Annotated in this window: 26 protein-coding genes; 8 read left to right on the top strand and 18 right to left on the bottom strand. The window is 55.9% G+C overall.

Going from position 1 to position 23,562, the window contains the following annotated elements; genetic code table 11:
• Positions 1-5: 5 nt before the first annotated feature.
• From fusA to fkpA, 8 genes are all read right to left on the bottom strand, one after another.
• Positions 6-2,120 carry an elongation factor G gene (gene fusA, locus ABIB18_RS12530; protein WP_031376823.1) on the bottom strand — a complete coding sequence of 705 codons (2,115 nt, stop codon included), beginning with the start codon at positions 2,118-2,120 and terminating at the stop codon, positions 6-8.
• A gap of 90 nt (positions 2,121-2,210) precedes the next feature.
• The gene (gene rpsG / locus ABIB18_RS12525; protein ID WP_013510774.1) at positions 2,211-2,681 is read right to left on the bottom strand and encodes a 30S ribosomal protein S7; all 471 of its coding nucleotides are present in this window, start codon (positions 2,679-2,681) and stop codon (positions 2,211-2,213) included.
• Positions 2,682-2,777: 96 nt separating this feature from the next.
• Positions 2,778-3,152 (bottom strand): 30S ribosomal protein S12, encoded by a 375-nt coding sequence (gene rpsL / locus ABIB18_RS12520; protein WP_003852912.1) that lies wholly within the window; start codon positions 3,150-3,152, stop codon positions 2,778-2,780.
• Between the two features lie 124 nt (positions 3,153-3,276).
• Entirely contained in the window at positions 3,277-3,564 is a 288-nt protein-coding gene (gene tusB / locus ABIB18_RS12515) for a sulfurtransferase complex subunit TusB (RefSeq protein ID WP_031376822.1), read from the bottom strand.
• A 9-nt stretch (positions 3,565-3,573) separates the two neighbouring features.
• Positions 3,574-3,933 (bottom strand): sulfurtransferase complex subunit TusC, encoded by a 360-nt coding sequence (gene tusC, locus ABIB18_RS12510; RefSeq protein WP_279809634.1) that lies wholly within the window; start codon positions 3,931-3,933, stop codon positions 3,574-3,576.
• Complete coding sequence (tusD, locus tag ABIB18_RS12505; RefSeq protein ID WP_031376820.1) at positions 3,933-4,319, bottom strand: sulfurtransferase complex subunit TusD; 387 nt, start codon at positions 4,317-4,319, stop codon at positions 3,933-3,935. The genes tusC and tusD overlap by 1 nt, the downstream gene beginning before the upstream one ends.
• Positions 4,319-5,041: a helix-turn-helix transcriptional regulator gene (locus ABIB18_RS12500; protein ID WP_031376819.1), complete on the bottom strand. Its 723-nt coding sequence runs from the start codon at positions 5,039-5,041 to the stop codon at positions 4,319-4,321. The genes tusD and ABIB18_RS12500 overlap by 1 nt, the downstream gene beginning before the upstream one ends.
• A gap of 165 nt (positions 5,042-5,206) precedes the next feature.
• Entirely contained in the window at positions 5,207-6,043 is an 837-nt protein-coding gene (gene fkpA / locus ABIB18_RS12495) for an FKBP-type peptidyl-prolyl cis-trans isomerase (RefSeq protein WP_031376818.1), read from the bottom strand.
• A 268-nt stretch (positions 6,044-6,311) separates the two neighbouring features.
• On the opposite strand from fkpA, the gene ABIB18_RS12490 reads away from it, so the two are divergent.
• On the top strand, positions 6,312-6,530 hold the full coding sequence (locus ABIB18_RS12490) for a SlyX family protein (protein WP_013359251.1): 219 nt from the start codon (positions 6,312-6,314) through the stop codon (positions 6,528-6,530).
• A 102-nt stretch (positions 6,531-6,632) separates the two neighbouring features.
• On the opposite strand, the gene slyD is transcribed toward ABIB18_RS12490, so the two are convergent.
• The 4 genes from slyD to kefG form a co-directional block, all read right to left on the bottom strand.
• Positions 6,633-7,193, bottom strand: coding sequence for a peptidylprolyl isomerase (slyD, locus tag ABIB18_RS12485; RefSeq protein WP_031376817.1), 561 nt, complete (start codon positions 7,191-7,193; stop codon positions 6,633-6,635).
• A gap of 197 nt (positions 7,194-7,390) precedes the next feature.
• Positions 7,391-7,585: a YheV family putative zinc ribbon protein gene (locus ABIB18_RS12480; RefSeq protein ID WP_010253033.1), complete on the bottom strand. Its 195-nt coding sequence runs from the start codon at positions 7,583-7,585 to the stop codon at positions 7,391-7,393.
• Between the two features lie 23 nt (positions 7,586-7,608).
• Positions 7,609-9,414 carry a glutathione-regulated potassium-efflux system protein KefB gene (gene kefB / locus ABIB18_RS12475; protein ID WP_031376816.1) on the bottom strand — a complete coding sequence of 602 codons (1,806 nt, stop codon included), beginning with the start codon at positions 9,412-9,414 and terminating at the stop codon, positions 7,609-7,611.
• Positions 9,415-9,966, bottom strand: a complete 552-nt coding sequence (gene kefG / locus ABIB18_RS12470; protein WP_031376815.1) for a glutathione-regulated potassium-efflux system ancillary protein KefG — start codon at positions 9,964-9,966, stop codon at positions 9,415-9,417.
• A 112-nt stretch (positions 9,967-10,078) separates the two neighbouring features.
• Between kefG and ABIB18_RS12465 the strand changes: the two genes are divergently transcribed.
• Positions 10,079-11,983: an ABC transporter ATP-binding protein gene (locus ABIB18_RS12465; RefSeq protein ID WP_354474216.1), complete on the top strand. Its 1,905-nt coding sequence runs from the start codon at positions 10,079-10,081 to the stop codon at positions 11,981-11,983.
• Between the two features lie 51 nt (positions 11,984-12,034).
• On the opposite strand, the gene tauD is transcribed toward ABIB18_RS12465, so the two are convergent.
• The 4 genes from tauD to tauA are packed head-to-tail and all read right to left on the bottom strand — an operon-like array spanning position 12,035 to position 15,452.
• Complete coding sequence (gene tauD / locus ABIB18_RS12460; protein ID WP_031376813.1) at positions 12,035-12,874, bottom strand: taurine dioxygenase; 840 nt, start codon at positions 12,872-12,874, stop codon at positions 12,035-12,037.
• Complete coding sequence (tauC, locus tag ABIB18_RS12455; protein WP_031376812.1) at positions 12,871-13,698, bottom strand: taurine ABC transporter permease TauC; 828 nt, start codon at positions 13,696-13,698, stop codon at positions 12,871-12,873. Before tauC ends, tauD begins: the two co-directional genes overlap by 4 nt.
• Positions 13,695-14,462 carry a taurine ABC transporter ATP-binding subunit gene (gene tauB, locus ABIB18_RS12450; RefSeq protein WP_031376811.1) on the bottom strand — a complete coding sequence of 256 codons (768 nt, stop codon included), beginning with the start codon at positions 14,460-14,462 and terminating at the stop codon, positions 13,695-13,697. Before tauB ends, tauC begins: the two co-directional genes overlap by 4 nt.
• A 9-nt stretch (positions 14,463-14,471) precedes the next feature.
• Positions 14,472-15,452, bottom strand: coding sequence for a taurine ABC transporter substrate-binding protein (gene tauA, locus ABIB18_RS12445; protein ID WP_089562385.1), 981 nt, complete (start codon positions 15,450-15,452; stop codon positions 14,472-14,474).
• Between the two features lie 237 nt (positions 15,453-15,689).
• On the opposite strand from tauA, the gene ABIB18_RS12440 reads away from it, so the two are divergent.
• On the top strand, positions 15,690-16,670 hold the full coding sequence (locus ABIB18_RS12440) for a LacI family DNA-binding transcriptional regulator (RefSeq protein ID WP_031376809.1): 981 nt from the start codon (positions 15,690-15,692) through the stop codon (positions 16,668-16,670).
• A gap of 1 nt (position 16,671) precedes the next feature.
• Here the strand turns inward: ABIB18_RS12440 and ABIB18_RS12435 are convergent, their stop codons facing one another.
• On the bottom strand, positions 16,672-17,274 hold the full coding sequence (locus ABIB18_RS12435; RefSeq protein ID WP_031376808.1) for a LysE family translocator: 603 nt from the start codon (positions 17,272-17,274) through the stop codon (positions 16,672-16,674).
• A 60-nt stretch (positions 17,275-17,334) separates the two neighbouring features.
• Here ABIB18_RS12435 and ABIB18_RS12430 point away from each other — a divergent pair, with 60 nt between their 5' ends.
• The 3 genes from ABIB18_RS12430 (at position 17,335) to ABIB18_RS12420 (ending at position 19,505) form a co-directional block, all read left to right on the top strand.
• Positions 17,335-18,351, top strand: a complete 1,017-nt coding sequence (locus ABIB18_RS12430; protein WP_031376807.1) for a hydrolase — start codon at positions 17,335-17,337, stop codon at positions 18,349-18,351.
• A 4-nt stretch (positions 18,352-18,355) separates the two neighbouring features.
• Positions 18,356-18,574 carry a YheU family protein gene (locus ABIB18_RS12425; protein ID WP_031376806.1) on the top strand — a complete coding sequence of 73 codons (219 nt, stop codon included), beginning with the start codon at positions 18,356-18,358 and terminating at the stop codon, positions 18,572-18,574.
• Positions 18,575-18,635: 61 nt separating this feature from the next.
• Positions 18,636-19,505 (top strand): phosphoribulokinase, encoded by an 870-nt coding sequence (locus ABIB18_RS12420; protein ID WP_031376805.1) that lies wholly within the window; start codon positions 18,636-18,638, stop codon positions 19,503-19,505.
• A 584-nt stretch (positions 19,506-20,089) separates the two neighbouring features.
• Here ABIB18_RS12420 and ABIB18_RS12415 read toward each other — a convergent pair.
• Positions 20,090-20,494 (bottom strand): OsmC family protein, encoded by a 405-nt coding sequence (locus ABIB18_RS12415; protein WP_031376804.1) that lies wholly within the window; start codon positions 20,492-20,494, stop codon positions 20,090-20,092.
• A 302-nt stretch (positions 20,495-20,796) separates the two neighbouring features.
• On the opposite strand from ABIB18_RS12415, the gene crp reads away from it, so the two are divergent.
• Positions 20,797-21,429 carry a cAMP-activated global transcriptional regulator CRP gene (gene crp / locus ABIB18_RS12410; RefSeq protein WP_000242758.1) on the top strand — a complete coding sequence of 211 codons (633 nt, stop codon included), beginning with the start codon at positions 20,797-20,799 and terminating at the stop codon, positions 21,427-21,429.
• A gap of 57 nt (positions 21,430-21,486) precedes the next feature.
• A complete protein-coding gene (locus ABIB18_RS12405) occupies positions 21,487-23,562 on the top strand; it encodes a YccS/YhfK family putative transporter (RefSeq protein ID WP_069729407.1) in 2,076 nt (691 codons plus the stop codon).

The raw sequence follows: 23,562 nt of genomic DNA, 5'->3' as shown, positions 1-23,562 counted from the left end.
GTAGCTTATTTGCTACGAGCTTCAATAACGGCCTGCGCTACGTTGTTCGGCGCATCGTCATACTTCAGGAACTCCATGGAGTAAGAAGCACGACCTTTGGTCAGAGAACGCAGCTGAGTTGCGTATCCGAACATCTCAGACAACGGAACTTCAGCGTGAATCTGAACGCCAGTAGCGTTAGATTCCTGCCCTTTGAGCATACCACGACGACGGCTAAGGTCACCGATGACATCACCCGTGTTCTCTTCTGGCGTTTCAACTTCAACCTTCATGATAGGTTCAAGCAGAACAGGTGTCGCTTGTTTAAAGCCTTGTTTGAAGGCAAGAGACGCGGCCAGTTTAAACGCCAGTTCTGAGGAGTCGACATCGTGGTAAGAACCGAAGTGCAGACGCACGCCCAGATCCACAACCGGGTAACCAGCCAGAGGGCCTGATTTCAGCTGCTCCTGGATACCTTTGTCAACCGCAGGGATGTATTCACCAGGAATCACACCACCTTTGATGTCGTTGACAAATTCGTAGCCTTTCGGGTTCGAACCTGGCTCCAGTGGGTACATGTCGATAACAACATGACCATACTGACCGCGACCACCAGACTGCTTGGCATGTTTACCTTCAACATCGGTAACTTTGGTGCGAATCGCTTCACGGTAAGCAACCTGTGGTTTACCCACGTTTGCTTCAACGTTGAACTCACGCTTCATACGGTCAACGATGATGTCGAGGTGCAGTTCACCCATACCGGCGATGATGGTCTGGTTAGATTCTTCATCAGTCCATACGCGGAATGATGGGTCTTCTTTTGCCAGACGGCCCAGAGCCAGACCCATTTTTTCCTGGTCAGCTTTGGTTTTTGGCTCAACGGCGATAGAGATTACCGGCTCCGGGAACTCCATGCGCTCAAGGATGATGACGTTATCTGGGTCACACAGGGTGTCACCAGTGGTCACATCTTTCAGGCCGATCGCAGCTGCGATATCACCCGCACGAACTTCTTTAATCTCTTCACGCTTGTTAGCGTGCATCTGAACGATACGGCCCAGACGCTCACGGTTTGACTTAACCGGGTTGAACACGGTGTCACCCGTGTTAACAACACCAGAGTAAACGCGGAAGAAGGTTAAGTTACCCACGAACGGGTCGGTAGCGATTTTGAACGCCAGTGCAGCAAACGGCTCGTTGTCATCAGAGTGACGAACAGCCGGCGTGTCTTTACCGTCGTCCAGCATACCGTTGATCGCGGTAACGTCAGTCGGTGCTGGCAGATATTCAACAACGGCATCCAGCATCGCCTGAACACCTTTGTTCTTAAATGCAGAACCACAGGTTACCAGGATAATTTCGTTGTTCAGAACACGCTTACGCAGAGATGTTTTGATCTCTTCTTCAGTCAGTTCTTCACCACCGAAGAATTTTTCCATCAGCTCATCAGAGCCTTCAGCAGCGGCTTCAACCAGCTTCGCATGCCATTCTTCAGCCAGTTCCTGCATATCAGCTGGAATATCTTCGTAGTCGAAGGTTACACCCTGGTCTGCGTCGTTCCAGTTGATTGCTTTCATTTTCACCAGGTCAACAACACCAGTGAATTTCTCTTCTGCGCCGATAGCCAGCTGCAGAGGAACTGGAGTTGCGCCCAGACGAACTTCCATCTGGTTAACAACTTTCAGGAAGTTAGCACCCATGCGGTCCATTTTGTTAACGAACGCAATGCGTGGAACTTTATATTTGTTAGCCTGACGCCATACGGTCTCAGACTGTGGCTGAACGCCACCAACTGCACAGTAAACCATTACCGCGCCATCAAGCACACGCATAGAACGTTCAACTTCGATGGTGAAGTCAACGTGTCCTGGGGTGTCGATGATGTTGATGTGGTGTGGTTCAAACTGCTTGGCCATACCAGACCAGTAACAGGTGGTCGCAGCGGAAGTGATGGTAATACCACGTTCCTGTTCCTGCTCCATCCAGTCCATGGTTGCTGCGCCGTCATGTACTTCACCGATTTTGTGGTTTACACCGGTGTAGAACAGAACGCGTTCGGTAGTGGTAGTCTTACCGGCGTCGATGTGCGCACTGATACCGATATTACGGTAGCGAGCAATGGGTGTTTTACGAGCCATTTGATTCCTCTGATTCTCGGGCGTTCAAGGTAAGTCGACCCCAGCGGGTTGGCTGATTGAGCGCCCGCTGGTTTAACATCTACGTGGTGATTACCAACGGTAGTGTGCGAACGCCTTGTTGGCTTCTGCCATGCGGTGAACGTCTTCACGTTTCTTAACTGCAGTACCTTTGTTCTCTGCAGCATCAGAAAGTTCGTTCGCCAGGCGAAGAGCCATTGATTTATCACCGCGTTTACGAGCAGCTTCTACGATCCAACGCATTGCCAGAGCATTACGACGAACCGGACGGACTTCTACTGGTACCTGATAGGTAGAACCACCAACGCGACGTGACTTAACTTCGACAGTCGGACGTACGTTTTCCAGGGCTACTTCAAAGGCTTCCAGTTCGTTTTTACCTGAACGCTGAGCCAGGGTCTCAAGCGCGGTATAAACGATTGATTCAGCAGTAGATTTTTTACCATCTACCATCAGGATATTTACAAATTTGGCCAGCAGCTCTGATCCGAACTTAGGATCTGGCAGAATTTTACGCTGACCAATGACGCGACGACGTGGCATGGAAATACTCCGTTGTTAATTCAGGATTGTCCAAAACTCTACGAGTTTATTTTGACATTTAATTTAAAACGTTTGGCCTTACTTAACGGAGAACCATTAAGCCTTTGGCTTCTTCACGCCGTACTTGGAGCGAGCCTGCTTACGGTCTTTAACACCTGAGCAGTCAAGCGCGCCACGAACGGTGTGGTAACGCACACCTGGCAGGTCTTTTACACGACCGCCACGGATCAGGATCACGGAGTGTTCCTGCAGGTTATGACCTTCACCGCCGATGTAGGAGGTAACTTCAAAACCGTTAGTCAAACGCACACGGCAAACTTTACGCAGTGCTGAGTTTGGTTTTTTAGGAGTGGTGGTGTACACACGAGTACAAACGCCACGTTTTTGCGGGCAAGCTTCCAGCGCCGGCACGTTGCTCTTTGCAACTTTGCGGACGCGTGGTTTGCGAACCAGCTGGTTAACTGTTGCCATTAAATAGCTCCTGGATTTGCTTTTGCTTCGTAAACACGTAATAAATCGCCTCGTAGAATTACGAGGAGGCAGAATTTTAGGGCTGCGTCAAAAGGGTGTCAAGAAATAACCAGGTTTTAGACGATTACCAGGTCATTTGTTGTGGATGCTTTACCGTCAGCGCGACGAAACCAGTATAGTCCACCGGACGCACACTGGTCGAAATTTGTCCAGCCAGGCCGCGAGCACGCACATCTTCGTCCAGTACCCACAGTGCAGCCGCACAGCCTGAAAGCTGTTGCAGTGCCCGACTACCGGCTAAGGCGGCGATCACACCATCCTGCAGTAACAGTATGTCGTCATCCGCATCCACCATTAACAGCAGAGTCTCAAGATCGCTGTAAGCCGGTGAGTGCAGGAGAGTATGCAGCATGAAGAGCCCTTAAAAGGTAAGAATGCGGTCATAACCGGCCAGCGTCTGGCGCAGTTCCACCGCGGACAATAGCGTAACATCCATCACCCGGGCGGCGTCAACCTGCATTCCACGCGCGGTGAGCGATTCCTGACAGAGATAGCAGTGCTCAATGTCGTACAGCGCCAGCACGCCAAAGGTCGGCGCATAGTGGCGGCTCTCTATCGCCTCGGGCTGTTGCTGTGTATTGAGCTGCAGTACACCATCGCCAATAAAGAACAGCCCGATGTCGTCACTCAGTGCGCCAGTCGCCAGGGCGGCATCCAGCCCTTCACGTCCGGCACTGCTGCCGTGCGGTGCGCGGGTAAATACAAAAGCCACTCGATTCATCAGAACTGCACCAGTCGTTCGCAGCTTAGCGCCGCTTCGGCCAGCGCACCCAGACCGCTCAGGGTAAACCCTGGCTGGAGATTACTGCCGGGCAGCTGCAGGCGTGCCGCTTCCTGTTGATCGGTCACGCCACGGCGCAACGCCGCCGCAACGCAGATATTAAGCGCCACACCCTGCTGTTGATTCAGCGCCTGCCATGCCCGTACCAGATCATATTCATCACTGGCCGGCGCGGTAAGCTGATTGGCATTCAGCACCCCTTCACGATAGAAGAAGACGCTCTCCAGCTGATGACCGGCCGCTACCAGCGCCCGGGCAAACAGTAGCGCGCTGGTCGCCTGCTGCGTGCCGTACGCCGGACCGGTAACCAGTAAGGTGTAACGCATTACCGATCCTGTCCCTGAAAATCGCCGTTTTTAAACTGGCGAATGTAGAGATAAACCGTGTGCTTCGAAATATTGAGACGCTCGGCAACCTGGTTGATTGCATCTTTAATATCGAAGATCCCCTTCTCATACAGGTTCAGGACGATCTGCCGGTTTTTGGCGTTGTTCGAAACGTTGCGATCGGCGCTGACTTCCTCGATGGTAAATTCAAGCGTCTGCATCACCAGATCGTCGACAGAGCTGGCAAAGTTGACGCTGGAATCCACCTGCTGCATCTCCGGCGGCAGGAAGGTCGACATAATCTGCGAGAACGGCACATCCAGGTTCATGTTGATGCAAAGCAGACCAATCACCCGCTGCTGCCGGTTACGGATGGCGATGGTGACGGATTTCATCAGCACCCCGCTTTTGGCGCGGGTAAAGTAGGCGCGAGAGACGTTACTGTCGGCGCCGTGCATGTCATGCAGCATCCGTAACGCCAGATCGGTGATAGGCGATCCCACTTTACGGCCGGTGTGCTCACCGTTTGCGATACGCACTGCCGAACATTTAAGATCTTCCAGCGAGTGCAGGACGATTTCGCAATGCGAACCGATCAGCATCGCCAGTCCATCGACGACAGCCTCGTATGATTTCAGAATATCGTAATCTGTTTGTTCGAACGGGCGTTGCTCCAGCAGATCGAAGTCGCTCAGTTCACCGGGATTGAATGGATTAGACATTGAAGAGATCACCCTGAATGGCTGGAGCCTGTCACAGCGGCTTATGGGCAGACTCAATATTGGGATAATTAGGCAGGCGCTAGTCTGGCAAATGTCGTCGGCTTATGCCAGTGGTTTGTAATGAAGCAGAAATGAAACCGCCGCCCGAAGGCGGCGGTGAGCAGATTACTGTGCTTTTTTCGCGTCAGCCGCAGGTGCCTGCGCTTTTTCGTCTGCTTTAGGGGCCGGTTTGATATCAAGCAGTTCGACATCAAATACCAGCGTGGAGTTAGCCGGAATACCCGGAACGCCATTTTTGCCGTAAGCCAGCTGTGGTGGGATCACCAGCTTAATCTTACCGCCTTTCTTCACGTGCTTCAGACCTTCAGTCCAGCCCGGAATCACACCATCCAGACGGAAGGAAAGCGGCTCACCACGGGTATAGGAGTTATCGAACTCGGTACCGTCGATCAGCGTCCCTTTGTAGTTCACGACCACCGTGTCGCTATCAGTCGGGGCTGCGCCGGTGCCTTCTTTCTCGACTTTATACAGCAGGCCGCTTTCAGTTTTCTTCACGCCGCTCTCTTTCGCGAATTTGGTTGCGTAAGCATCACCCTTTTCGGCGTTCTCTTTCGCATCTTTTTCCATTTTCGCGGAGGCTGCGCCTTTCACGCGGCCTTCAAAAGCCTGCAGCGTCTGCTCGATCTCTTCATCAGAGAGCTTGCTCTTGCCACCAAAGGCATCCTGTACACCCGCGATCAGCTGTTGCTTATCCAGCTTGATGCCCAGTTTTTCCTGCTCCTTCAGGGAGTTGTCCATGTAGCGACCCAGTGAGGCGCCCAGTGCGTAGGCAGACTGCTGGTCTTCATCTTTGAAGGCAGCATTTTTCGGTGCCTGAGGAGCAGACTGTGGTGCCGCAGCCGTTGCCGGTGCAGCCGCGGTTTCTGCCGCCATTGTCAGCGGTGCATTCAGCGCGACGGCCATAGTGGTAGCTAACAATGTGACTTTAAACAGTGATTTCATCCATTCTCCAAAACCGAAGCGTCTAACCTCGGGAATCATTGCGGACTTCAGAGTCCACACTATAACTTTACGTGGCAGTGGCGAACACTGCCACAATGTAATTACCCGGTTAACCTCCGACCTTTTTTGCATCAGGAAGTTTCATCAGAGATGATGCCGCGCTGCGCTTTTTCAAGCGAAACGCCGCAGATAGTTTAAAAATCAGGTGATTCTTCGCGTCCAGCCCGTAGAATCACGTCCGAGTCGCACCTTAACAGAGGAACAGGTCATGCAACAATCTGAGTGGGAACAGCGTCTGGAGACGTTAGAGAGTAAACTGGCCTTCCAGGAGATGACCATTGAGCAGTTAAACAGCGCGGTGGTGCAGCACGAACTGGAGATGAATAAGATGCGTGAGCAGATGCGTATTCTGACCGACAAACTCAAAGCCAACGCGCCGTCGATGGTCGCGTCACAGTCTGAAGAGACGCCGCCGCCGCACTACTGATCTGCCGTCTGGCCGGATCAGCCTGAACCGGCAATACCGGTACGCGGATGGCCGCCAAAAGAAAGGGCCACCCGAAGGTGGCCCTGATACGGATAATCGGTCTTAGTGGCTGCAGCCGCAACCGCCAGTACCGCAACCGCCCTGACCGTGATCGTGGTCATGACCGTGATCATGGTCGTGGTCGTGATGATGGCCATCTGCACCGTGAACGTGACCATGGGCCAGTTCTTCCGGTGTGGCTTCACGAATCGCGACCACTTCGACGTTAAAGTTCAGGTTCTGACCCGCCAGCATGTGGTTACCATCAACCACGACGTGATCGTCTTCCACTTCGGTAATTTCTACCGGTACCGGACCCTGATCGGTTTCTGCCAGGAAGCGCATGCCAACCTGCAGTTCGTCAACGCCCATGAAAACGTCTTTCGGCACACGCTGTACCAGGTTGTCATCGTACTGACCGTACGCGTCGTTTGCCGGAATATGCACGTCAAACTTGTCGCCTGCTACGTGGTTTTCCAGCGCATTTTCCAGACCAGAAATCAGGGAACCATGACCGTGCAGATAGTCCAACGGTGCACTCACCGGTGACTCGTCAACTAACACGCCGTCTTCTGTACGTACCTGATAGGCCAGGCTTACCACCAGGTCTTTTGCTACTTTCATGATATCTCCTAACCGTTGAGAGCTGAGATCCCGTCTCATTGGTCTATTCTTGCGTGCAATAACACCAACCAGAAAGGTTCGTTGCTGAGTGCAAGAGGACATAACCTTTCTCTTGCGACCACAGCGTTAATGGCGCCAATTGTAACGGAATTCAATCCCGCTGTAAGTTTAAGCTTAAAAAAAGCTGAGCCATTCCGCTACTCGGGATGGAAAATCCCGATAACCTGCTCATTGGTGCGAACCTGATCGCGGGCCTGCTTATCGGCCTCACGCATCTGGTGGCCGCACTTAACGCACTCCACCACATCGACATTGTTTTCACGCCACATCGCCAGCGTGTCTTTTTCCTGACAGTGCGGACAGGTCGCACCGGCAATAAAACGTTTACGCATGATATCCCGCCTGTTTAATCACGTTATTCATCATCGTCCCAGCCATCAAGCTGCCGCTTCTCCTGCTGCATTTCGCGCTGGAAGATATCCTCCAGTTCACGCCGCGCTTCACGTACCCGTGACACCTGGGCGGAATCGGTGAGATTCGGCATCAGTTCACGCAGCATGCGCATATCCAGCCGACGGAAATGCTGCTGAGCGCGATGCGCCTGATGGGGATGCATCCCCAGCGACATCAGCGTTTTACGGCCCAGCTCCAGCGCACTGGAGAAGGTTTCACGCGAGAACTGGGTCACGCCGGCCTGCAATAACTCGTGCGCTTCAACACGACCACGGGCACGCGCCAGAATCTGCAGATGGGGAAAATGCTGCTGACATAAATGCACGATCGTCATCGCATCTTCAGGTTCGTTACAGGTAATAACGATCGACTGCGCGCTGGCGGCCCCGGCTGCGCGTAACAGTTCCAGTTCAGTGGCGTCGCCATAGTAAACCTTATAGCCATATTTCCGCATCAGGCTGACCACGCTGATATCGCGTTCCAGCACGGTAATGCGGCTATGGTTTGCCATCAGTAAACGACCCACCACCTGCCCAAAGCGACCAAAGCCGACCACAATCACCTGCGGCTGATCGTCTTCGACGAACGGTTTTTCCGCCTCGTCGTCCGGCTCGTTGAAACGGCGCGCCAGCAGGCGATCGACGCCCTGCATCAGTAATGGCGTGGTCATCATCGACAGCGTTACCGTCACCAGCAGCATCGGCAGCTGATCGCCAGAGAACAGCTTCGCAGAGGCAGCGGCGGAAAACAGCACAAAGGCAAATTCACCGCCCTGGCTCAGCACGCCAGCAAACTGCTGCCGTTCTGAACTGCGCAAACCGTAAATCCGCGCCAGCACGTACAGCACCAGCGTTTTGACCACCACCAGCGTCAGCACGCCCAGCAGGATGGTAATAATATGGGTATAGAGCACCCCGAGGTTAAGCGCCATGCCGACCGAAATAAAGAACAGCCCAAGCAGTAGCCCTTTAAACGGGTCGATGGCGACTTCCAGCTCATGGCGATATTCACTTTCCGCCAGCAAAATGCCGGCAATAAAAGTACCGAGCGCCATCGACAGGCCGAGCGCATCCATAAATAGCGCCGAGCCCAGCACCAGCAACAGCGAGGCGGCGGTAAACACTTCGCGCACCCCGGAAGCCGCGATATAACGGAAGATCGGCCGCAACAGGTAGCGTCCACCCACCAGCATGCCGGCAAAGGCCAGCACCTTCATGCCGACCTTCATCCAGTCGACATGCCCGCTATCGGTGCCCGCCAGCAGCGGAATCAGCGCCAGCGCCGGGATGACCGCGATATCCTGAAACAGCAACACCGAAAAGCCCAACTGCCCCGCTTCGCTGCGGTTCATGCCCTTATCCATCATCAGCTGCAACGCCATGGCGGTGGAGGACATCGCCAGGCCAATCCCGCCGATAACCGCCGCCTGCCAGCTAAAGTGGGTCAGCCACAATAGGCCGCCCAGAATCGCGGCAGAGAAGATCACCTGCGCGGCCCCGACGCCAAAGATCGAACGCCGCAGCGCCCACAGCTTGGCCGGATTCAGCTCCAGCCCGATGATAAACATCAGAAACACCACACCCAGTTCAGAGAAGTGCAGGATCTCATCGACGTCGCTGATAAAGCCTAATCCCCACGGACCAATGGCAATACCCGCCACCAGATAGCCCAGAACTGCACCGATACCGAGGCGAGCCGCCACCGGTACGATCAGTACCGCCGCCACCAGATAAATCACCCCCGCGGTCAGCAGCGTTTGTCCTTCCATCTACACCCCTCCATTCGGCAGCGGTGCTGCCAGCCAGTCGCCATAGGCGCGGGCATAATTTTTCATTAAATCGGGATTCTGACGACGCGCCCAATAGACAATCATTGGCGGCATCCAGTGCATTCGGCACATCTGCGCCGTCAGTTCGAACGGCCGCATAATGTCGTTCATCGAATAGCGATTCAGACCATGGTGTTTAAAGGCGCTTTCCGGTTCGCCGGTGGTGATCACGCTGCGCCAGTACTTACCTTCCAGCGCATTGCCATCCACACCGTTAGCAAACCCGCGCGACAGCACCCGATCCAGCCACTCTTTCAGCAGCGCCGGGCAGCTGTAGGTATAGAGCGGATGCTGGAAAATGATCACCTCGTGTTCGCGCAGCAGCTGTTGTTCATGATGAATGTCGATAAAAAAATCCGGATAGGCGGCGTAGAGATCGTGCACCGTGACATGCTCCAGCGCCTGAGCCGACTGCAGTAAAATCCGATTCGCAATCGAATCCTGCGATTCCGGATGAGCATAAAGCAGCAAAACCTTGGGTGGCTGCGACATCCTTTCCCTCCAAAGCGTCGTCATTGGTGCGGTTTTCCGCTACCATGCACGACGCAGCAAAATCTCATTATGTTGCCTGTAAATTAACATATTCTGACGATACGGCGCTTACATGATTGTCTTCTCTTCCTTACAAATTCGCCGCGGCATCCGCGTTCTGCTCGATAACGCCACCGCCACCATCAATCCTGGCCAGAAGGTCGGTCTGGTGGGTAAAAACGGCTGTGGTAAATCCACGCTGCTGTCGCTGTTAAAAGGTGAGATCACCAGCGATGCCGGCTCAGTCACTTTTCCGTCCAACTGGGCGCTGGCCTGGGTCAATCAGGAGACGCCGGCGCTGGGTAAACCGGCCCTGGAGTACGTGATTGACGGTGACCGTGAGTATCGCCAGCTTGAGGCGCAACTGGCAGACGCCAACCAGCGCGACGACGGCAATGCCATTGCCCTGCTGCACGGCAAGCTCGATGCGGTACAGGCATGGAGCATCCATGCGCGCGCCGCCAGCCTGCTGCACGGCCTGGGCTTCAGTCAGGAGCAGTTGCAACGGCCGGTCAGCGACTTTTCCGGCGGCTGGCGCATGCGTCTTAACCTGGCGCAGGCGCTGATCTGCCGTTCCGATCTGCTGCTGCTTGATGAACCAACCAACCACCTCGATCTCGATGCGGTGATCTGGCTGGAGCGCTGGCTGAAAAGCTACGAAGGCACGCTAATCCTGATCTCCCATGACCGCGACTTCCTCGATCCGGTGGTCGACAAGATTGTGCACATCGAACAGCAGGCGATGTACGAATATACCGGCAACTACACCTCGTTTGAGCGGCAGCGCGTCGCCAAACTGGCACAGCAGCAGTCACTGTATGAGAGCCAGCAGGAGAAAGTGGCGCACCTACAGAGTTATATCGACCGCTTCCGCGCTCAGGCCACCAAGGCGAAGCAGGCACAGAGCCGCATCAAAATGCTGGAACGCATGGAGATGATTGCGCCTGCCCACGTCGATAACCCGTTCAGCTTCAGCTTCCGCGCGCCAGAAAACCTGCCGAATCCGTTGCTGAAGATGGAAAAAGTCACGGCGGGTTATGGCGATCGCATTATCCTCGACGCGATCAAACTCAACCTGGTGCCCGGCTCACGCATCGGTTTGCTCGGCCGTAACGGCGCCGGTAAATCGACCCTGATCAAGCTGCTGGCTGGCGAGCTTGAGGCGATGGAAGGCAAGATTGGTCTGGCAAAAGGGATCAAGCTGGGCTACTTCGCACAGCATCAGCTGGAGTATTTACGGGCTGATGAGTCGCCGGTGCAGCATCTGGCGCGCATCGCACCAAACGTGCTGGAGCAGCAGCTGCGTGACTACCTTGGCGGATTTGGTTTTCAGGGTGACAAAGTCAGCGAAATCACCGAACGTTTCTCGGGCGGGGAGAAGGCGCGACTGGTGCTGGCATTGATCGTCTGGCAGCGTCCTAACCTGCTGCTGCTTGATGAACCGACTAACCACCTCGATCTGGATATGCGACAGGCGCTGACCGAAGCGTTGATCGATTTCGAAGGCGCGCTGGTGGTGGTATCGCACGATCGCCACCTGCTGCGCGCTACCACCGACGATCTCTATCTGGTGCATGACGGCAAAGTGGACGTGTTTGAGGGCGACCTCGAAGATTATCAGCAGTGGCTGAGCGATCTGCAGAAACAGCAGGCGCAACAGGATGCGCCGCCGAAGCTGGATAACGGCAACAGCGCCCAGGCCCGTAAAGATCAGAAGCGCCGGGACGCAGAGCTACGCGCGCAAACGCAACCGCTACGCAAAGAGATTGAGAAGCTGGAAAAGCAGATGACCCGCTGGCAAAGCCAGCTGGCCGAAGCGGAAAACCAGCTGGCCGACAGCGCGATTTATGAGCAAAGCCGTAAGGCGGATCTGACGGTCGCCCTGCAGCGTCAGGCCGAGAGTAAGTCGGCGCTGGAAGAGGTCGAGATGGCCTGGCTGGACGCGCAGGAAAAATTAGAGCAGATGATGGCCAGTTAAACGGCTGGCGTTCTCCCTTTAACCGGGGGAGAGCGCCGCTGACTCTGCGTCTTAAAACGGCTTATCCCCCAGCACCGTTGCCCGCTGCATTATCCGCCGCGCCGGATAGTAATCGGCATTAGCATAATGCTGGGTAACCCGGTTATCCCAGATAGCCAAATCGTTCGGCTGCCAGCGCCAGCGCACCTGGAATTCCGGCTTAGTGACGTGGCTGAACAGGAAGCTCAGCAGCGTCTCACTCTCTTTCTCGCTCAGATCAACAATCCGCGTGGTAAAGCCTTCGTTCACAAACAGCGCTTTTTTGCCGCTGACCGGATGTGTACGGATTACCGGATGCTGCACCGGCGGATGCTTCGCCACCGCCTGCTGCCAGCGCTGATGCTCCTCTTCCGTTTTGCGGTACTTATATTCCTGGAAAGACTTTTTGAAATCGTGCTCGGCGGTCAGGCCGGCCAGCAGGGCTTTAAACGGTGCCGAGAGCGCCTCATAAGCAGCAATGCCGCTGGTCCAGAGCGTGTCCCCTCCCGCCTCCGGCAGAACTTTTGACGCCAGCAACGCAATCGCCGGTGGCGTTTCGATAAACGTCACGTCGGTATGCCAGTTATCGTTATCCGGTGGATTGTCCTGATGCGTGTCCAGCACGATGATCTCTTCAACCCCGTCGGCGTGCGGATAGACCGGGTGAATATGCAGATCGCCGAAGCGGATCGCCAGCGCCCGATGCTGCTCCGGCGTAATCACCTGGTCACGCAGAAACAGTACCTGATGACGCAGCAGGCCATGGTAGAGCTGTTCAAACTGCGCATCACTGAGCGGCCGTGAAACATCAAGGTTGGAAACCTGGGCGCCAATATACGGACCAAGCGGTTGAAAATTCAGACGTTCATTCATGATTGTTCTCCATTCCACGGCGTCAGACGGCGCTGCAGGGCCCGTAAGCCGAGTTCTAAACTAAACGCAATTAAGGCGATGACCGCGATGCCCGCCAGCACCACATCGGTGGCAAGAAACTCCCCGGCGGACTGCACCATAAAACCGAGCCCCCGGGTGGCGGCGATCAGTTCAGCCGCCACCAGCGTTGACCAACCGACCCCCAGACCGATGCGCAGTCCGGTCAGAATTTCGGGCAGCGCGCCAGGCAGAATGACCCAGCGCAGCAGTTGCCAGCGGGAAGCGCCCAGCGACTGTGCCGCCCGGATGCGTACCTGTTGCGCATTACGCACCCCGGCTAAGGTAGAGAGGGTGACCGGCGCAAAAATGGCCAGATAAATCAGCAGGATTTTCGAGGTCTCACCAATGCCGAACCAGATCACCATCAAAGGCAGGTAGGCCAGCGGTGGGATTGGACGATAAAGTTCGATCAGCGGGTCAAGCAATCCACGCGCCACCGGGCTCAGGCCCATCAGAATCCCGACCGGAATTCCGATAGCGGCGGCGGCAAACAGCGCGATCAACATGCGGGTCAGGCTGGCTGTCAGATGCTGCCACAGCGTGGCGTCCATAAACCCTTGTGGGCTGGCAATCAGCAGCAGTTTGCTGAAGACCTGCTGCGGCGGCGGTAAAAACAGCGGCGCGATTAACCCCAGCGCGGTCACGCCCCACCACACCAGTAACAGCAGTAATACGCTCAGTACGCTTAATGAAAAGCGGGTAGAAAAAGGCCAGCGCAGTCGGCGTCGCACCGGCAAGGTTTTGTCGTTGATTAACGCACTCATGCGAACGCCTCCCGTTGCTCAAACACCCGGCTCAGCACATATTCGCGCTGAGCAATAAACTGCGGATCGGATTTGATGCTGCGGCACGGCTCCCCATCGGCAAAGCGCTGACCAAAATCGGGCCGCAGCCGCTCGACAATGCGTCCGGGTCCCGGCGACAGCAGGATCAGCTCGCTGGCGAGAAAGATCGCCTCTTCAATATCGTGGGTAATCAGCAGGATCTGTTTGCCGCTGTCGCGCCACAGCGTCAGCAACAAGGTCTGCATCTGTTCGCGGGTAAAGGCATCAAGCGCGCCAAACGGCTCATCCAGCAGCAGCAGGCGCGGATCGGTCGCCAGCGCGCGCGCAATGCCAACCCGCTGCCGCTGACCGCCTGATAACTGCCAGATTGCCCGCTTTTCCGCGCCTTCCAGGCCGACCTGCCTGATCAGCCGGCGCGCAATGGCTTCACGCTCCTGACGCGCCATGCCAGCCAGTTGCAAACCGAAGGCGACGTTATCCAGCACGTTGCGCCACGGCAGTAAGCCTTCATGCTGAAACACCACTCCGCGGTCAGCCCCCGGTCCGGTGACCGGCTGGTTATCCAGCGTGATGCTGCCCGATTCCACCGGCAAAAAACCGGCTACCAGGTTGAGCAGCGTGGTCTTACCGCAGCCTGACGGCCCCAGCACCACCAGCAGTTCACGGCGATCGATCTGCAGATTGATATCCTGCAACACCGGTTGCCCGGCATAACGCGCATTCAGATGAGCGATGCGTAGCATGAGGACTCCTTAAGGTTTGGCTAACGGCGCGACAAAGCGGGAGGTCACGTAACTGCTGTAATCGTTATCCGCCTGCGGCACTCTGCCCTGCGCTTTCAGAAACTGGGCCGTGTCGACAATCGCCTTGTTCACCGGCTTGCCCAGCTGTTCAATCTGCTGTTGCGCCGTCAGGTAGGTGTTGCCTTTTACCAGGCCGGGCACCTGCGCTTCCGGTACGCCGCTCAGGCGTGACAGCTTGCTGAGATTATCAGGCTGCTTCAGCCAGCTATCAGGATTGTCGAGATAGGATTGCTGCGCGGCCAGCGCGCTGCGGGCAAAGGCGGTGACGATTTCCGGATGCTGCCGGGCGAAGTCTTTGCGCACCACCCAGACGTCGAGAGTGGGCGATCCCCAGCTTCCCACCTGCGCAGAGTCGGTTAACACCTTGCCGTTTTTCTCCAGCTCATTGACTGCAGGTGCCCAGACGTAGGCACCATCAATGTCGCCACGCTGCCAGGCAGCGATAATCGCGGGCGGCTGCAGATTGACCAGCTGCACCTGTGACGGTTTGATGCCCCAGTGTTTCAGCGCCGCCAGCAGGCTGTAATGGGTCGTAGAGATGAACGGCACGGCGATGCGTTTACCGATCAGATCCTGCGGTGTTGTGATGTTCTTCTTCACCACTAAGGCTTCAGAGTTACCGAGCTGAGAAGCCAGCAAAAAGGCTTCGATGGGCAGCTTCTGCGCCGCAGCGACCGCTAACGGACTGGAGCCGATATTGCCGATTTGTACGTCGCCCGACGCCAGCGCGCGCAGCACACCGGCACCGCTGTCAAACTTACGCCAGTCAACGCTGGCACCACTCTCTTTGGCGAAACTGTTGTCCGCCTGCGCCACCTTGGCCGGTTCGGCAGAAGTCTGATACGCCACGGTGACATTGACCGCGTCCGCCCGGAAGGCCAGCAGCGCCAGCGCTGCGGCTAAAAACGTTAAACGTGCTGTAACTGCCATGATTGCTACCCCACCCTTTTTATGATGGAAGCAGTGTCTCTGGCGGCAATAATTTCACCAAGGAATTAAAAATTATCCCTAATAGAAATAAGTTCTTAGATCACTATCTGCAAAACTAAGCTAAAAATCGCAAATGCTGAAAACAGCGCCAGCATAAAAAAATGTCAGGCGCTCACATTCGGCCTGTGCTATTGATATGCGTTCCCGTTTCTTGCTTGTAAAAGGTCTTTGTGTTCGATGTCGATTGAGAAAGTCGCTCAGCTGGCTGGCGTCTCTAAAGCCACGGTGTCGCGGGTTCTCAACGCCCATCCCGGCGTCAAACCCGATACGCGTGAGAAAGTGCTGTCGGCTATCGCCGCCTGTGACTACCAGCCCAACTTATTAGCCCGACAACTGCGCACGGCGCAAAGCCACATGCTGCTGGTGTTGATTTCGGACATCACCAATCCCTTCTGCTCGCGGGTGGTACAGGGCATTGAGGCGGAAGCCGAGCTGCACGGTTATCACATCCTGCTCTGCCACTCCGCCTCGCAGTTACAGCGTGAAGCCGCCTATCTCACGCTGCTGACCGGCAAAGTAGTGGATGGCGTGATCACCATGGATGCGGCGTCGGGACTGCAGGATTTGCAGCACATCATTGCAGGCGCGCCGTGGGTCCAGTGCTCGGAGTTCGATCCGGCTATCCCGGCCTCTTCCGTCACCATCGATCATCTCGATGCGGCACGCGATACCGTCCACTACCTTGCCGGCAAAGGCCGCAAACGCATCGGGCTGGTTAACGGGGATATGCGCTACCTCTATTCGCACCATCGTGAACAGGGCTACCAGCAGGCGATAAACGCGCTGGGACTGCAGTGGTCAGGGGTCGCCTACGCCAGCGATATCTCCACGGAAGCGGGCAGCCAGGCACTACAACAATTACTGGCGATGCCGCAACCGCCGGATGCGATTTTTGCCGTGTCGGATGTGTTGGCTGTGGGGGTGATTCATGCCGCGCTGCAAGCGGGGCTGCGCGTGCCGGAAGATCTGGCGGTAGTGGGTTTTGACGGCATTCCATTTACCGGCAGCCTTAATCCGCCGCTGACCACCATCGAACAACCGATGTATCAGCTCGGGGCGCGAAGCGTGCAGCTGTTGTTGCAGAAAATCCGTCAACCGCACGCGCCGGTAATCCGTGAAGTCCTGCCCTGGAAGCGCGTTGAACGCGCCTCCAGTTAACTCAGTGCCAGATCAACAGCACGCAGGCTGCCGTCAGCAATCCCATGGCGAGATTAAAGATTTTCCAGGCGCGGCGGCTGCGTAAAATGCGGCCAATCATTGCGCCGAATCCCATCCAGATCAGGCCGGACACCAGATTAACGATAAACATGCCGAGACTGATCGCCATCACCGATTGACGATAGGCATCGCCAGCCAGGCTAAAGCTGGCGACCGCGCCCAGCGCCATCAGCCAGGCTTTGGGATTGATCAGCTGCAGTAATCCGCCCTGCCAGAACGGCATGGGCGACTCCGGCACCTGATCGGTTTCCAGTTTTTCGTAGCTGGCGGTGGCAATTTTCCATGCCAGCCACAGCAGGTAGAGGCTACCGGCGATTTTCAGCACCAGATGCAGTGAGGGATAGAGCAGGATCAGTCCGCCGACGCCAAACGCCACCATCAGCAGCATGACCTGCATGCCGATCATGATGCCAATCATCAGAGGAATGGTCCGCAGGAAGCCAAAATTGGCGCCGCCCGCAGTAAGTAACATATTATTAGGGCCTGGCGTGATCGCGGCGACCCAAAGGAATCCTAACATCGACAAGAAAAGACTCAGTTCCATAGCAATCGGGTGCTCCTCACCCCCAGCAAGCAAAAAACCTATCGAAGCTAACAGCGCGATATGGAACAGACAAGCTTTTACCCGATGAAATTAATCGCACCCGACACGGATCAATTTACGCCGTTAGCCGGCATGCGCAATGCGCATCTGCAAACGGTACTGCCACGCCTGCTACGGCGGCAGATCAAGCTCGATCCTCACTGGCAGCGTCTCGATCTGCCCGATGGCGATTTTGTCGATCTCGCCTGGAGTGAAGATCCGCATCTGGCACAGCACAAACCCCGGGTGGTGCTGTTTCACGGACTGGAAGGCAGTTTCCACAGCCCCTATATCCACGGGCTGATGGAAATTTGCCGCGCACGCGGCTGGCTGGCGGTGGTGATGCACTTCCGCGGATGCAGCGGCGAACCTAACCGGCTGAACCGTATCTATCATTCCGGTGAAACCGAAGATGCACGCTATTTTCTGCACTGGCTGCAAACCCGCTGGGGTCGGGTACCGACCGTGGCGGTGGGTTTTTCGCTCGGCGGTAACATGCTGGGCTGCCTGCTGGGTCAGCAGGGATCCGATGCGCCGGTTAACGCGGGCGTCATCGTCTCCGCGCCGCTGCTGCTGGAGCCGTGCAGCGTCAAACTGGAGCGCGGCTTCTCGCGCTTTTACCAATACTATTTACTGGCGCAGCTGAAGAAGAACGCCCGGCGCAAACTGCACGCCTGGCCGGAAACGTTGCCGGTGAATCTGACGCAGCTTAAAGCGCTACGCCGGCTACGCGACTTCGATGACGCGATCACCGCCCGCGCCCACGGTTTCAGCGATGCGGCTGACTATTATCAGCGCGCCAGCGCCCTGCCCTGGCTGAAACAGGTCGATAAGCCGCTGCTGATCATTCATGCCAAAGATGACCCGTTCATGAGTGATGAGGTGATCCCGCACAGCAGCCAATTATCTGCCACTATTACTTATCAACTGACGCCGCACGGCGGTCACGTTGGCTTTGTCGGCGGGACGTTGCGCCAGCCCGAAATGTGGCTTGAACAGCGCATACCCCAGTGGATTGCCCCTTTTCTGGATACCTAACGTTGTGATTATTCCCTGGCAACAGGTCTCACCTGAGACGCTTGAAAACCTGATTGAAACTTTCGTACTGCGTGAAGGCACCGACTACGGCGAGCAGGAACGCAGCCTGAGCGAAAAAGTGGCTGACGTGCGCCGTCAGCTGGAAACCGGCGAAGTGGTGCTGGTGTGGTCGGAACTGCATGAATCGGTCAATATTATGCCGCGCAAAGAATTTCGCGGCTGATGCAGCCGGCGGCAATTCATGTTAACAATGCGCATGGCCCGACTTCACAGGGAGCTTTTTTATGTCAGCACGCCATCCGATAATCGCCGTCACCGGTTCCAGCGGCGCGGGGACCACCACTACCAGTCTCGCGTTCCGTAAAATCTTTCAGCAGCTCGATCTTCACGCTGCCGAACTGGAAGGCGACAGTTTCCACCGTTTCACCCGGCCTGAAATGGATATGGCAATCCGCAAGGCGCGCGATTTGGGCCGTCATGTCAGCTATTTCGGTCCGGAAGCCAATGACTTTGGCCTGCTGGAGCAGAGCTTCAGGCAGTATGGGCTCAACGGCCAGGGCCAGTCGCGTAAATACCTGCACACCTATGACGAAGCGGTACCGTGGAATCAGGTGCCGGGCACCTTTACGCCGTGGCAGCCGCTGCCGCAAAACACCGATATTTTGTTTTACGAAGGACTGCACGGTGGCGTGGTGACCGCCCAGCATAACGTAGCGGAGCATGTCGACCTGCTGGTGGGCGTGGTGCCAATTGTTAACCTCGAGTGGATTCAGAAGCTGGTGCGTGACACTAGCGAACGCGGCCATTCGCGTGAAGCGGTAATGGATTCGGTGGTGCGCTCAATGGAGGATTACATCAACTTCATTACGCCGCAGTTCTCGCGCACCCATCTTAACTTCCAGCGAGTTCCGACAGTCGATACCTCAAATCCGTTTGCCGCCCGCGCTATTCCGTCACTGGATGAGAGCTTCGTGGTGATCCATTTCCAGGCGCTGGACGATATCGACTTCCCTTATCTGCTGGCGATGCTGCAGGGATCGTTCATCTCGCATATCAATACGCTGGTGGTACCGGGCGGAAAAATGGGGCTGGCGATGGAGCTGATCATGGGTCCGCTGGTGAAGCGGCTGGTGGAAGGCAAGCGGATAGAATAAGAGGCCAGCAAAAACCGCTCTGAGAGCAGATGTCTTTAACAAAGAGAGTAAAACTGGCTTTCCTGCGGCTAAAGACTTACCCCTGGGCAGGCTTCAGGGAGCATACACCTTTCGCAAAGACGCAAAACCGCTATCCCTGGCAGGCTCAGCACGGGCCATCCCTGGCCCGCGATGCTTTGCTACAGGCATATGCTCCCTTCGCTTCACGTTCGACAACCGCATCCGGTTTCAGGAAGGTCGCTACAGACAACCCCTGGGCAGAAAGAATCTGGCAGCAATAGATAAGTTCAACACGCTGGGAACCGGGTCAGAAGAGGAAAGCGTCCCGCCGCCCGGATAAAAACGCCGGGAGCGTTTTTGAACAACGCAAAGCGTTGGCCCGGCTACGGGCGCGCCTCAGGGATGAGGTGCGTAATCGCGCGGGCCGAGCGGCCAGGGATTGGCTTAAGCGACTTTCCGATCTGACCCGGTTCCCTGCGCAGGCACAGTATCAAAACGGATTCCCTGCCCAGGCACAGTCTTAAAGCAACCTGCATCAGATACTGGAAGTGAAGTTAGCAGGTCTGCAATGACCCTTGCGGCTACTACAGTTCGATCACTTCATAGCTGTGGGTGATGGTAACCCCTTTACCCAGCATGATGGCGACCGAGCAATATTTTTCAGCAGAAAGATCCACCGCGCGTGAGACCGCCTTATCCTGTAGCGCTTTGCCGCTCACGATAAAGTGCAGGTTGATGTGCGTAAAGATTCGCGGCGCCTCTTCACGACGTTCTGAGGTCAGTTTTACTTCACAATCAGCCACATCGTTGCGACCTTTTTGCAGAATTGAAACGACGTCGATGGCGCTGCATCCGCCCGCCGCCATCAGCACCATCTCCATTGGGCTGGGCGCTTTATCACCCGAATTGCCATCCATTAATACCTGATGTCCGGATGACGACTCACCGAGGAATGTCAGCCCTTCTACCCATTTCACTCTTGCCTGCATGATTTTCGCTCCAGAATATGCGGTTTTGCCGTCAGAGTACGCTTTCGCCTGGTAAACAGCAATCCAGAGAAATCCGCCGTTAGCTGAAGCGAGACAACAGAAGACAGTCGGCAAAAGCTGTGCTACAAACAGTGCTGAAAATATTTTTCGTCACCCGATGGCGAAGCCGGGAAGAATGATGCGCACTGCGCCGAATGCAGCCCGAATAATTTCCTGTAAGGGAAACGCTTGAAGCTTTCATCGCCTGACAGGGAAACTGCCCCCTGTATTTTGGGCACGATTACAACAGAGGATAATAGCGAATGGTTCTCGGCAAACCGCAAACAGACCCTACACTCGAATGGTTCCTGTCCCATTGCCATATTCACAAGTATCCATCCAAAAGTACGCTGATTCACCAAGGTGAAAAAGCTGAAACGCTTTACTACATCGTGAAAGGTTCCGTTGCGGTTCTGATCAAAGATGAAGAAGGCAAAGAGATGATTCTTTCTTACCTGAATCAGGGCGATTTCATTGGCGAGCTTGGCCTGTTCGAAGAAGGTCAGGAGCGCAGCGCCTGGGTACGTGCGAAAACCGCGTGCGAAGTGGCGGAGATTTCTTACAAGAAATTCCGTCAGCTGATCCAGGTTAACCCGGATATCCTGATGCGACTGTCGTCGCAGATGGCGCGTCGCCTGCAGGTTACGTCAGAAAAAGTGGGTAACCTCGCTTTCCTCGACGTGACCGGACGCATTGCTCAGACCCTGCTTAACCTGGCGAAGCAGCCAGACGCCATGACGCATCCCGACGGCATGCAAATTAAAATTACTCGTCAGGAAATTGGCCAAATCGTTGGTTGTTCACGTGAAACCGTGGGCCGTATTTTGAAGATGCTGGAAGATCAGAACCTGATCTCTGCACACGGCAAAACCATCGTCGTTTACGGCACCCGCTAATTCCTGTCACCCACGGCGTGATGGCAACATCGCGCCGTTATTGTTTGTGTTGGGCCGATGTGGCGTCGAATTATTTACCATCCTGAAGTCAACTACGCCTTGCGGCAAACCCTGGTGCTCTGTCTGCCAGTGGCGCTGGGCTGGCTGGCTGGCGACCTGCAAAAAGGTCTGCTGTTCTCGTTAGTTCCCGCCTGTTGCAATATCGCCGGTCTGGATACCCCGCATAAACGCTTCTTCAAACGCCTGATTGTCGGCGGCAGCCTGTTTGCGCTCGGCAGCTTTCTGATTCAGTGGCTGACGCAGCACGCCATTCCGCTGCCGCTGATTCTGTTCGCCTTGCCGTTGCTGCTGGGGGTCACCGGCGAAATCAGCCCGCTGCACGGCCGTCTGCTGCCCGGCACCCTGATCGCCGCCATCTTCACGCTGAGCCTGATTGGCCGTATGCCGATCTATGTGCCGCCGCTGCTCTATATCGGCGGCACGCTATGGTATGGGCTGTTTAACTGGTTCTGGTTCTGGCTGTGGAAAGAGCAGCCAATGCGTGAAAGCCTGAGCCTGATCTACCGTGAGCTGGCCAACTATTGCGACGCCAAATATACCCTGCTGACTCAGCTGACCGATCCGGAAAAGGCCCTGCCGCCGCTGCTGGCGCGTCAGCAAAAAGTGGTCGATATGATCACCACCTGTTACCAGCAGATGCACATGCTTTCCGCCAGCCGGGATCACAGCCATAAGCGGCTGACCCGCGCCTTTCAGGTGGCGCTGGACCTGCAGGAGCACATCTCGGTCAGCCTGCATCAGCCGGAAGAGGTGCAGAAACTGGTGGAGCAGAGCCATGCCGAAGCGGTGATCCGCTGGAACGCCCAGACTATTTCGGCCCGCTTACGGGTGCTGGCGGATAACATTCTCTATCACCAGTTGCCGGATCGTTTTGGCATGGAGAAGCAGCTCAGCGCGCTGGAAAAAATCGCCCGCCAGCATCCTGACAATCCGGTGGGAAATTTCTGTCTCTACCACTTCAATCGGATTGCGCGGGTGCTGCGCACCCAAAAACCGCTCTATCAACGTGACCTGATGGCCGATCGTCAGCGCCGTCTGCCGCTTCTGCCGGCGCTGCGCAGCTATCTGTCCTGGCGTTCGTCGGCACTGCGCACTGCCGGGCGCTTTGCGGTGATGCTGATGCTGGGCAGCGCGCTGGCGCTGTTTTTTAACATCCCTAAACCGTACTGGATTCTGATGACCATTATGTTCGTCAGCCAGAACGGCTACAGCGCCACCCGCGTTCGCATCCAGCACCGGGCGCTGGGCACCTTTGCCGGCCTGGTGATTGCGGCTGCTACCTTACGCCTGGCGGTGCCGGAGTCGCTGGTGCTGCTGATCATGCTGGTGATCACCTTTATCAGCTACCGGTTTACCCGCCAGTTTTACGGCTGGTCGATGATCGGCTTTACGGTGACGGCGGTTTACTCGCTGCAGTTGCTGTCGCTGAATGGGGCGCAGTTCCTGCTGCCGCGCCTGATGGATACGCTGATGGGGTGCCTGATCGCCTTTGGCGGAATGTTGTGGCTGTGGCCGCAGTGGCAGAGTGGCTTATTGCGGCAAAACGCCCACGACGCGCTGGAAACCTATCAGGATGCGCTACGGCTGCTGCTGGGGGCGGAACAGTCACCGGAGAAACTGGCGTATCAGCGGGTACGGGTCAATCAGGCTCACAATGCGCTGTTTAACTCCCTGAACCAGGCGATGCAGGAACCGGCTTTTAACGCTCAGTACCTCAAGGATATGCGTCTGTGGGTCACCCACAGCCAGTTTATTGTTGAGCACATCAATGCAATGACGATTCTGGCGCGTGAACACACCATGCTGACCGCCACGTTAGCTGAGCGTTATCTGCAGTCCTGCGAAATTGCGCTGCAACGTTGTCAGCAGCGACTGGAATATGATGGTGCCAGTTCGCAGGTTAACCTGCTGGATGAGCTGGAAAACATTAATGAAGGGCCGGTCACGGTGGTGGAACAGCATGTACGCCGCATTCTGGATCATCTGAGCGTGATGCACACCATTTCATCTCTGGCGTGGAGCCAGCGACCGCAACATGGCCGCTGGCTGAGCAGACGGTTACGCAAAAACTAA

Origin of the sequence: Pantoea sp. UYEF8, from assembly GCF_040546285.1 — a bacterium.
Lineage (GTDB): Bacteria > Pseudomonadota > Gammaproteobacteria > Enterobacterales > Enterobacteriaceae > Pantoea > Pantoea brenneri.
The sequence above is the reverse complement of the archived record's forward strand: the minus strand, read 5'-3'. Positions and strand labels throughout refer to the sequence as shown.

Bases quoted from the DNA above. Each gene is read 5' to 3' on its own strand.
- fusA (WP_031376823.1), bottom strand. From the start codon at position 2,120: ATGGCTCGTAAAACACCCATTGCTCGCTACCGTAATATCGGTATCAGT.
- rpsG (WP_013510774.1), bottom strand. From the start codon at position 2,681: ATGCCACGTCGTCGCGTCATTGGTCAGCGTAAAATTCTGCCAGATCCT.
- rpsL (WP_003852912.1), bottom strand. From the start codon at position 3,152: ATGGCAACAGTTAACCAGCTGGTTCGCAAACCACGCGTCCGCAAAGTT.
- tusB (WP_031376822.1), bottom strand. From the start codon at position 3,564: ATGCTGCATACTCTCCTGCACTCACCGGCTTACAGCGATCTTGAGACT.
- tusC (WP_279809634.1), bottom strand. From the start codon at position 3,933: ATGAATCGAGTGGCTTTTGTATTTACCCGCGCACCGCACGGCAGCAGT.
- tusD (WP_031376820.1), bottom strand. From the start codon at position 4,319: ATGCGTTACACCTTACTGGTTACCGGTCCGGCGTACGGCACGCAGCAG.
- ABIB18_RS12500 (WP_031376819.1), bottom strand. From the start codon at position 5,041: ATGTCTAATCCATTCAATCCCGGTGAACTGAGCGACTTCGATCTGCTG.
- fkpA (WP_031376818.1), bottom strand. From the start codon at position 6,043: ATGAAATCACTGTTTAAAGTCACATTGTTAGCTACCACTATGGCCGTC.
- ABIB18_RS12490 (WP_013359251.1), top strand. From the start codon at position 6,312: ATGCAACAATCTGAGTGGGAACAGCGTCTGGAGACGTTAGAGAGTAAA.
- slyD (WP_031376817.1), bottom strand. From the start codon at position 7,193: ATGAAAGTAGCAAAAGACCTGGTGGTAAGCCTGGCCTATCAGGTACGT.
- ABIB18_RS12480 (WP_010253033.1), bottom strand. From the start codon at position 7,585: ATGCGTAAACGTTTTATTGCCGGTGCGACCTGTCCGCACTGTCAGGAA.
- kefB (WP_031376816.1), bottom strand. From the start codon at position 9,414: ATGGAAGGACAAACGCTGCTGACCGCGGGGGTGATTTATCTGGTGGCG.
- kefG (WP_031376815.1), bottom strand. From the start codon at position 9,966: ATGTCGCAGCCACCCAAGGTTTTGCTGCTTTATGCTCATCCGGAATCG.
- ABIB18_RS12465 (WP_354474216.1), top strand. From the start codon at position 10,079: ATGATTGTCTTCTCTTCCTTACAAATTCGCCGCGGCATCCGCGTTCTG.
- tauD (WP_031376813.1), bottom strand. From the start codon at position 12,874: ATGAATGAACGTCTGAATTTTCAACCGCTTGGTCCGTATATTGGCGCC.
- tauC (WP_031376812.1), bottom strand. From the start codon at position 13,698: ATGAGTGCGTTAATCAACGACAAAACCTTGCCGGTGCGACGCCGACTG.
- tauB (WP_031376811.1), bottom strand. From the start codon at position 14,462: ATGCTACGCATCGCTCATCTGAATGCGCGTTATGCCGGGCAACCGGTG.
- tauA (WP_089562385.1), bottom strand. From the start codon at position 15,452: ATGGCAGTTACAGCACGTTTAACGTTTTTAGCCGCAGCGCTGGCGCTG.
- ABIB18_RS12440 (WP_031376809.1), top strand. From the start codon at position 15,690: ATGTCGATTGAGAAAGTCGCTCAGCTGGCTGGCGTCTCTAAAGCCACG.
- ABIB18_RS12435 (WP_031376808.1), bottom strand. From the start codon at position 17,274: ATGGAACTGAGTCTTTTCTTGTCGATGTTAGGATTCCTTTGGGTCGCC.
- ABIB18_RS12430 (WP_031376807.1), top strand. From the start codon at position 17,335: ATGGAACAGACAAGCTTTTACCCGATGAAATTAATCGCACCCGACACG.
- ABIB18_RS12420 (WP_031376805.1), top strand. From the start codon at position 18,636: ATGTCAGCACGCCATCCGATAATCGCCGTCACCGGTTCCAGCGGCGCG.
- ABIB18_RS12415 (WP_031376804.1), bottom strand. From the start codon at position 20,494: ATGCAGGCAAGAGTGAAATGGGTAGAAGGGCTGACATTCCTCGGTGAG.
- crp (WP_000242758.1), top strand. From the start codon at position 20,797: ATGGTTCTCGGCAAACCGCAAACAGACCCTACACTCGAATGGTTCCTG.
- ABIB18_RS12405 (WP_069729407.1), top strand. From the start codon at position 21,487: ATGTGGCGTCGAATTATTTACCATCCTGAAGTCAACTACGCCTTGCGG.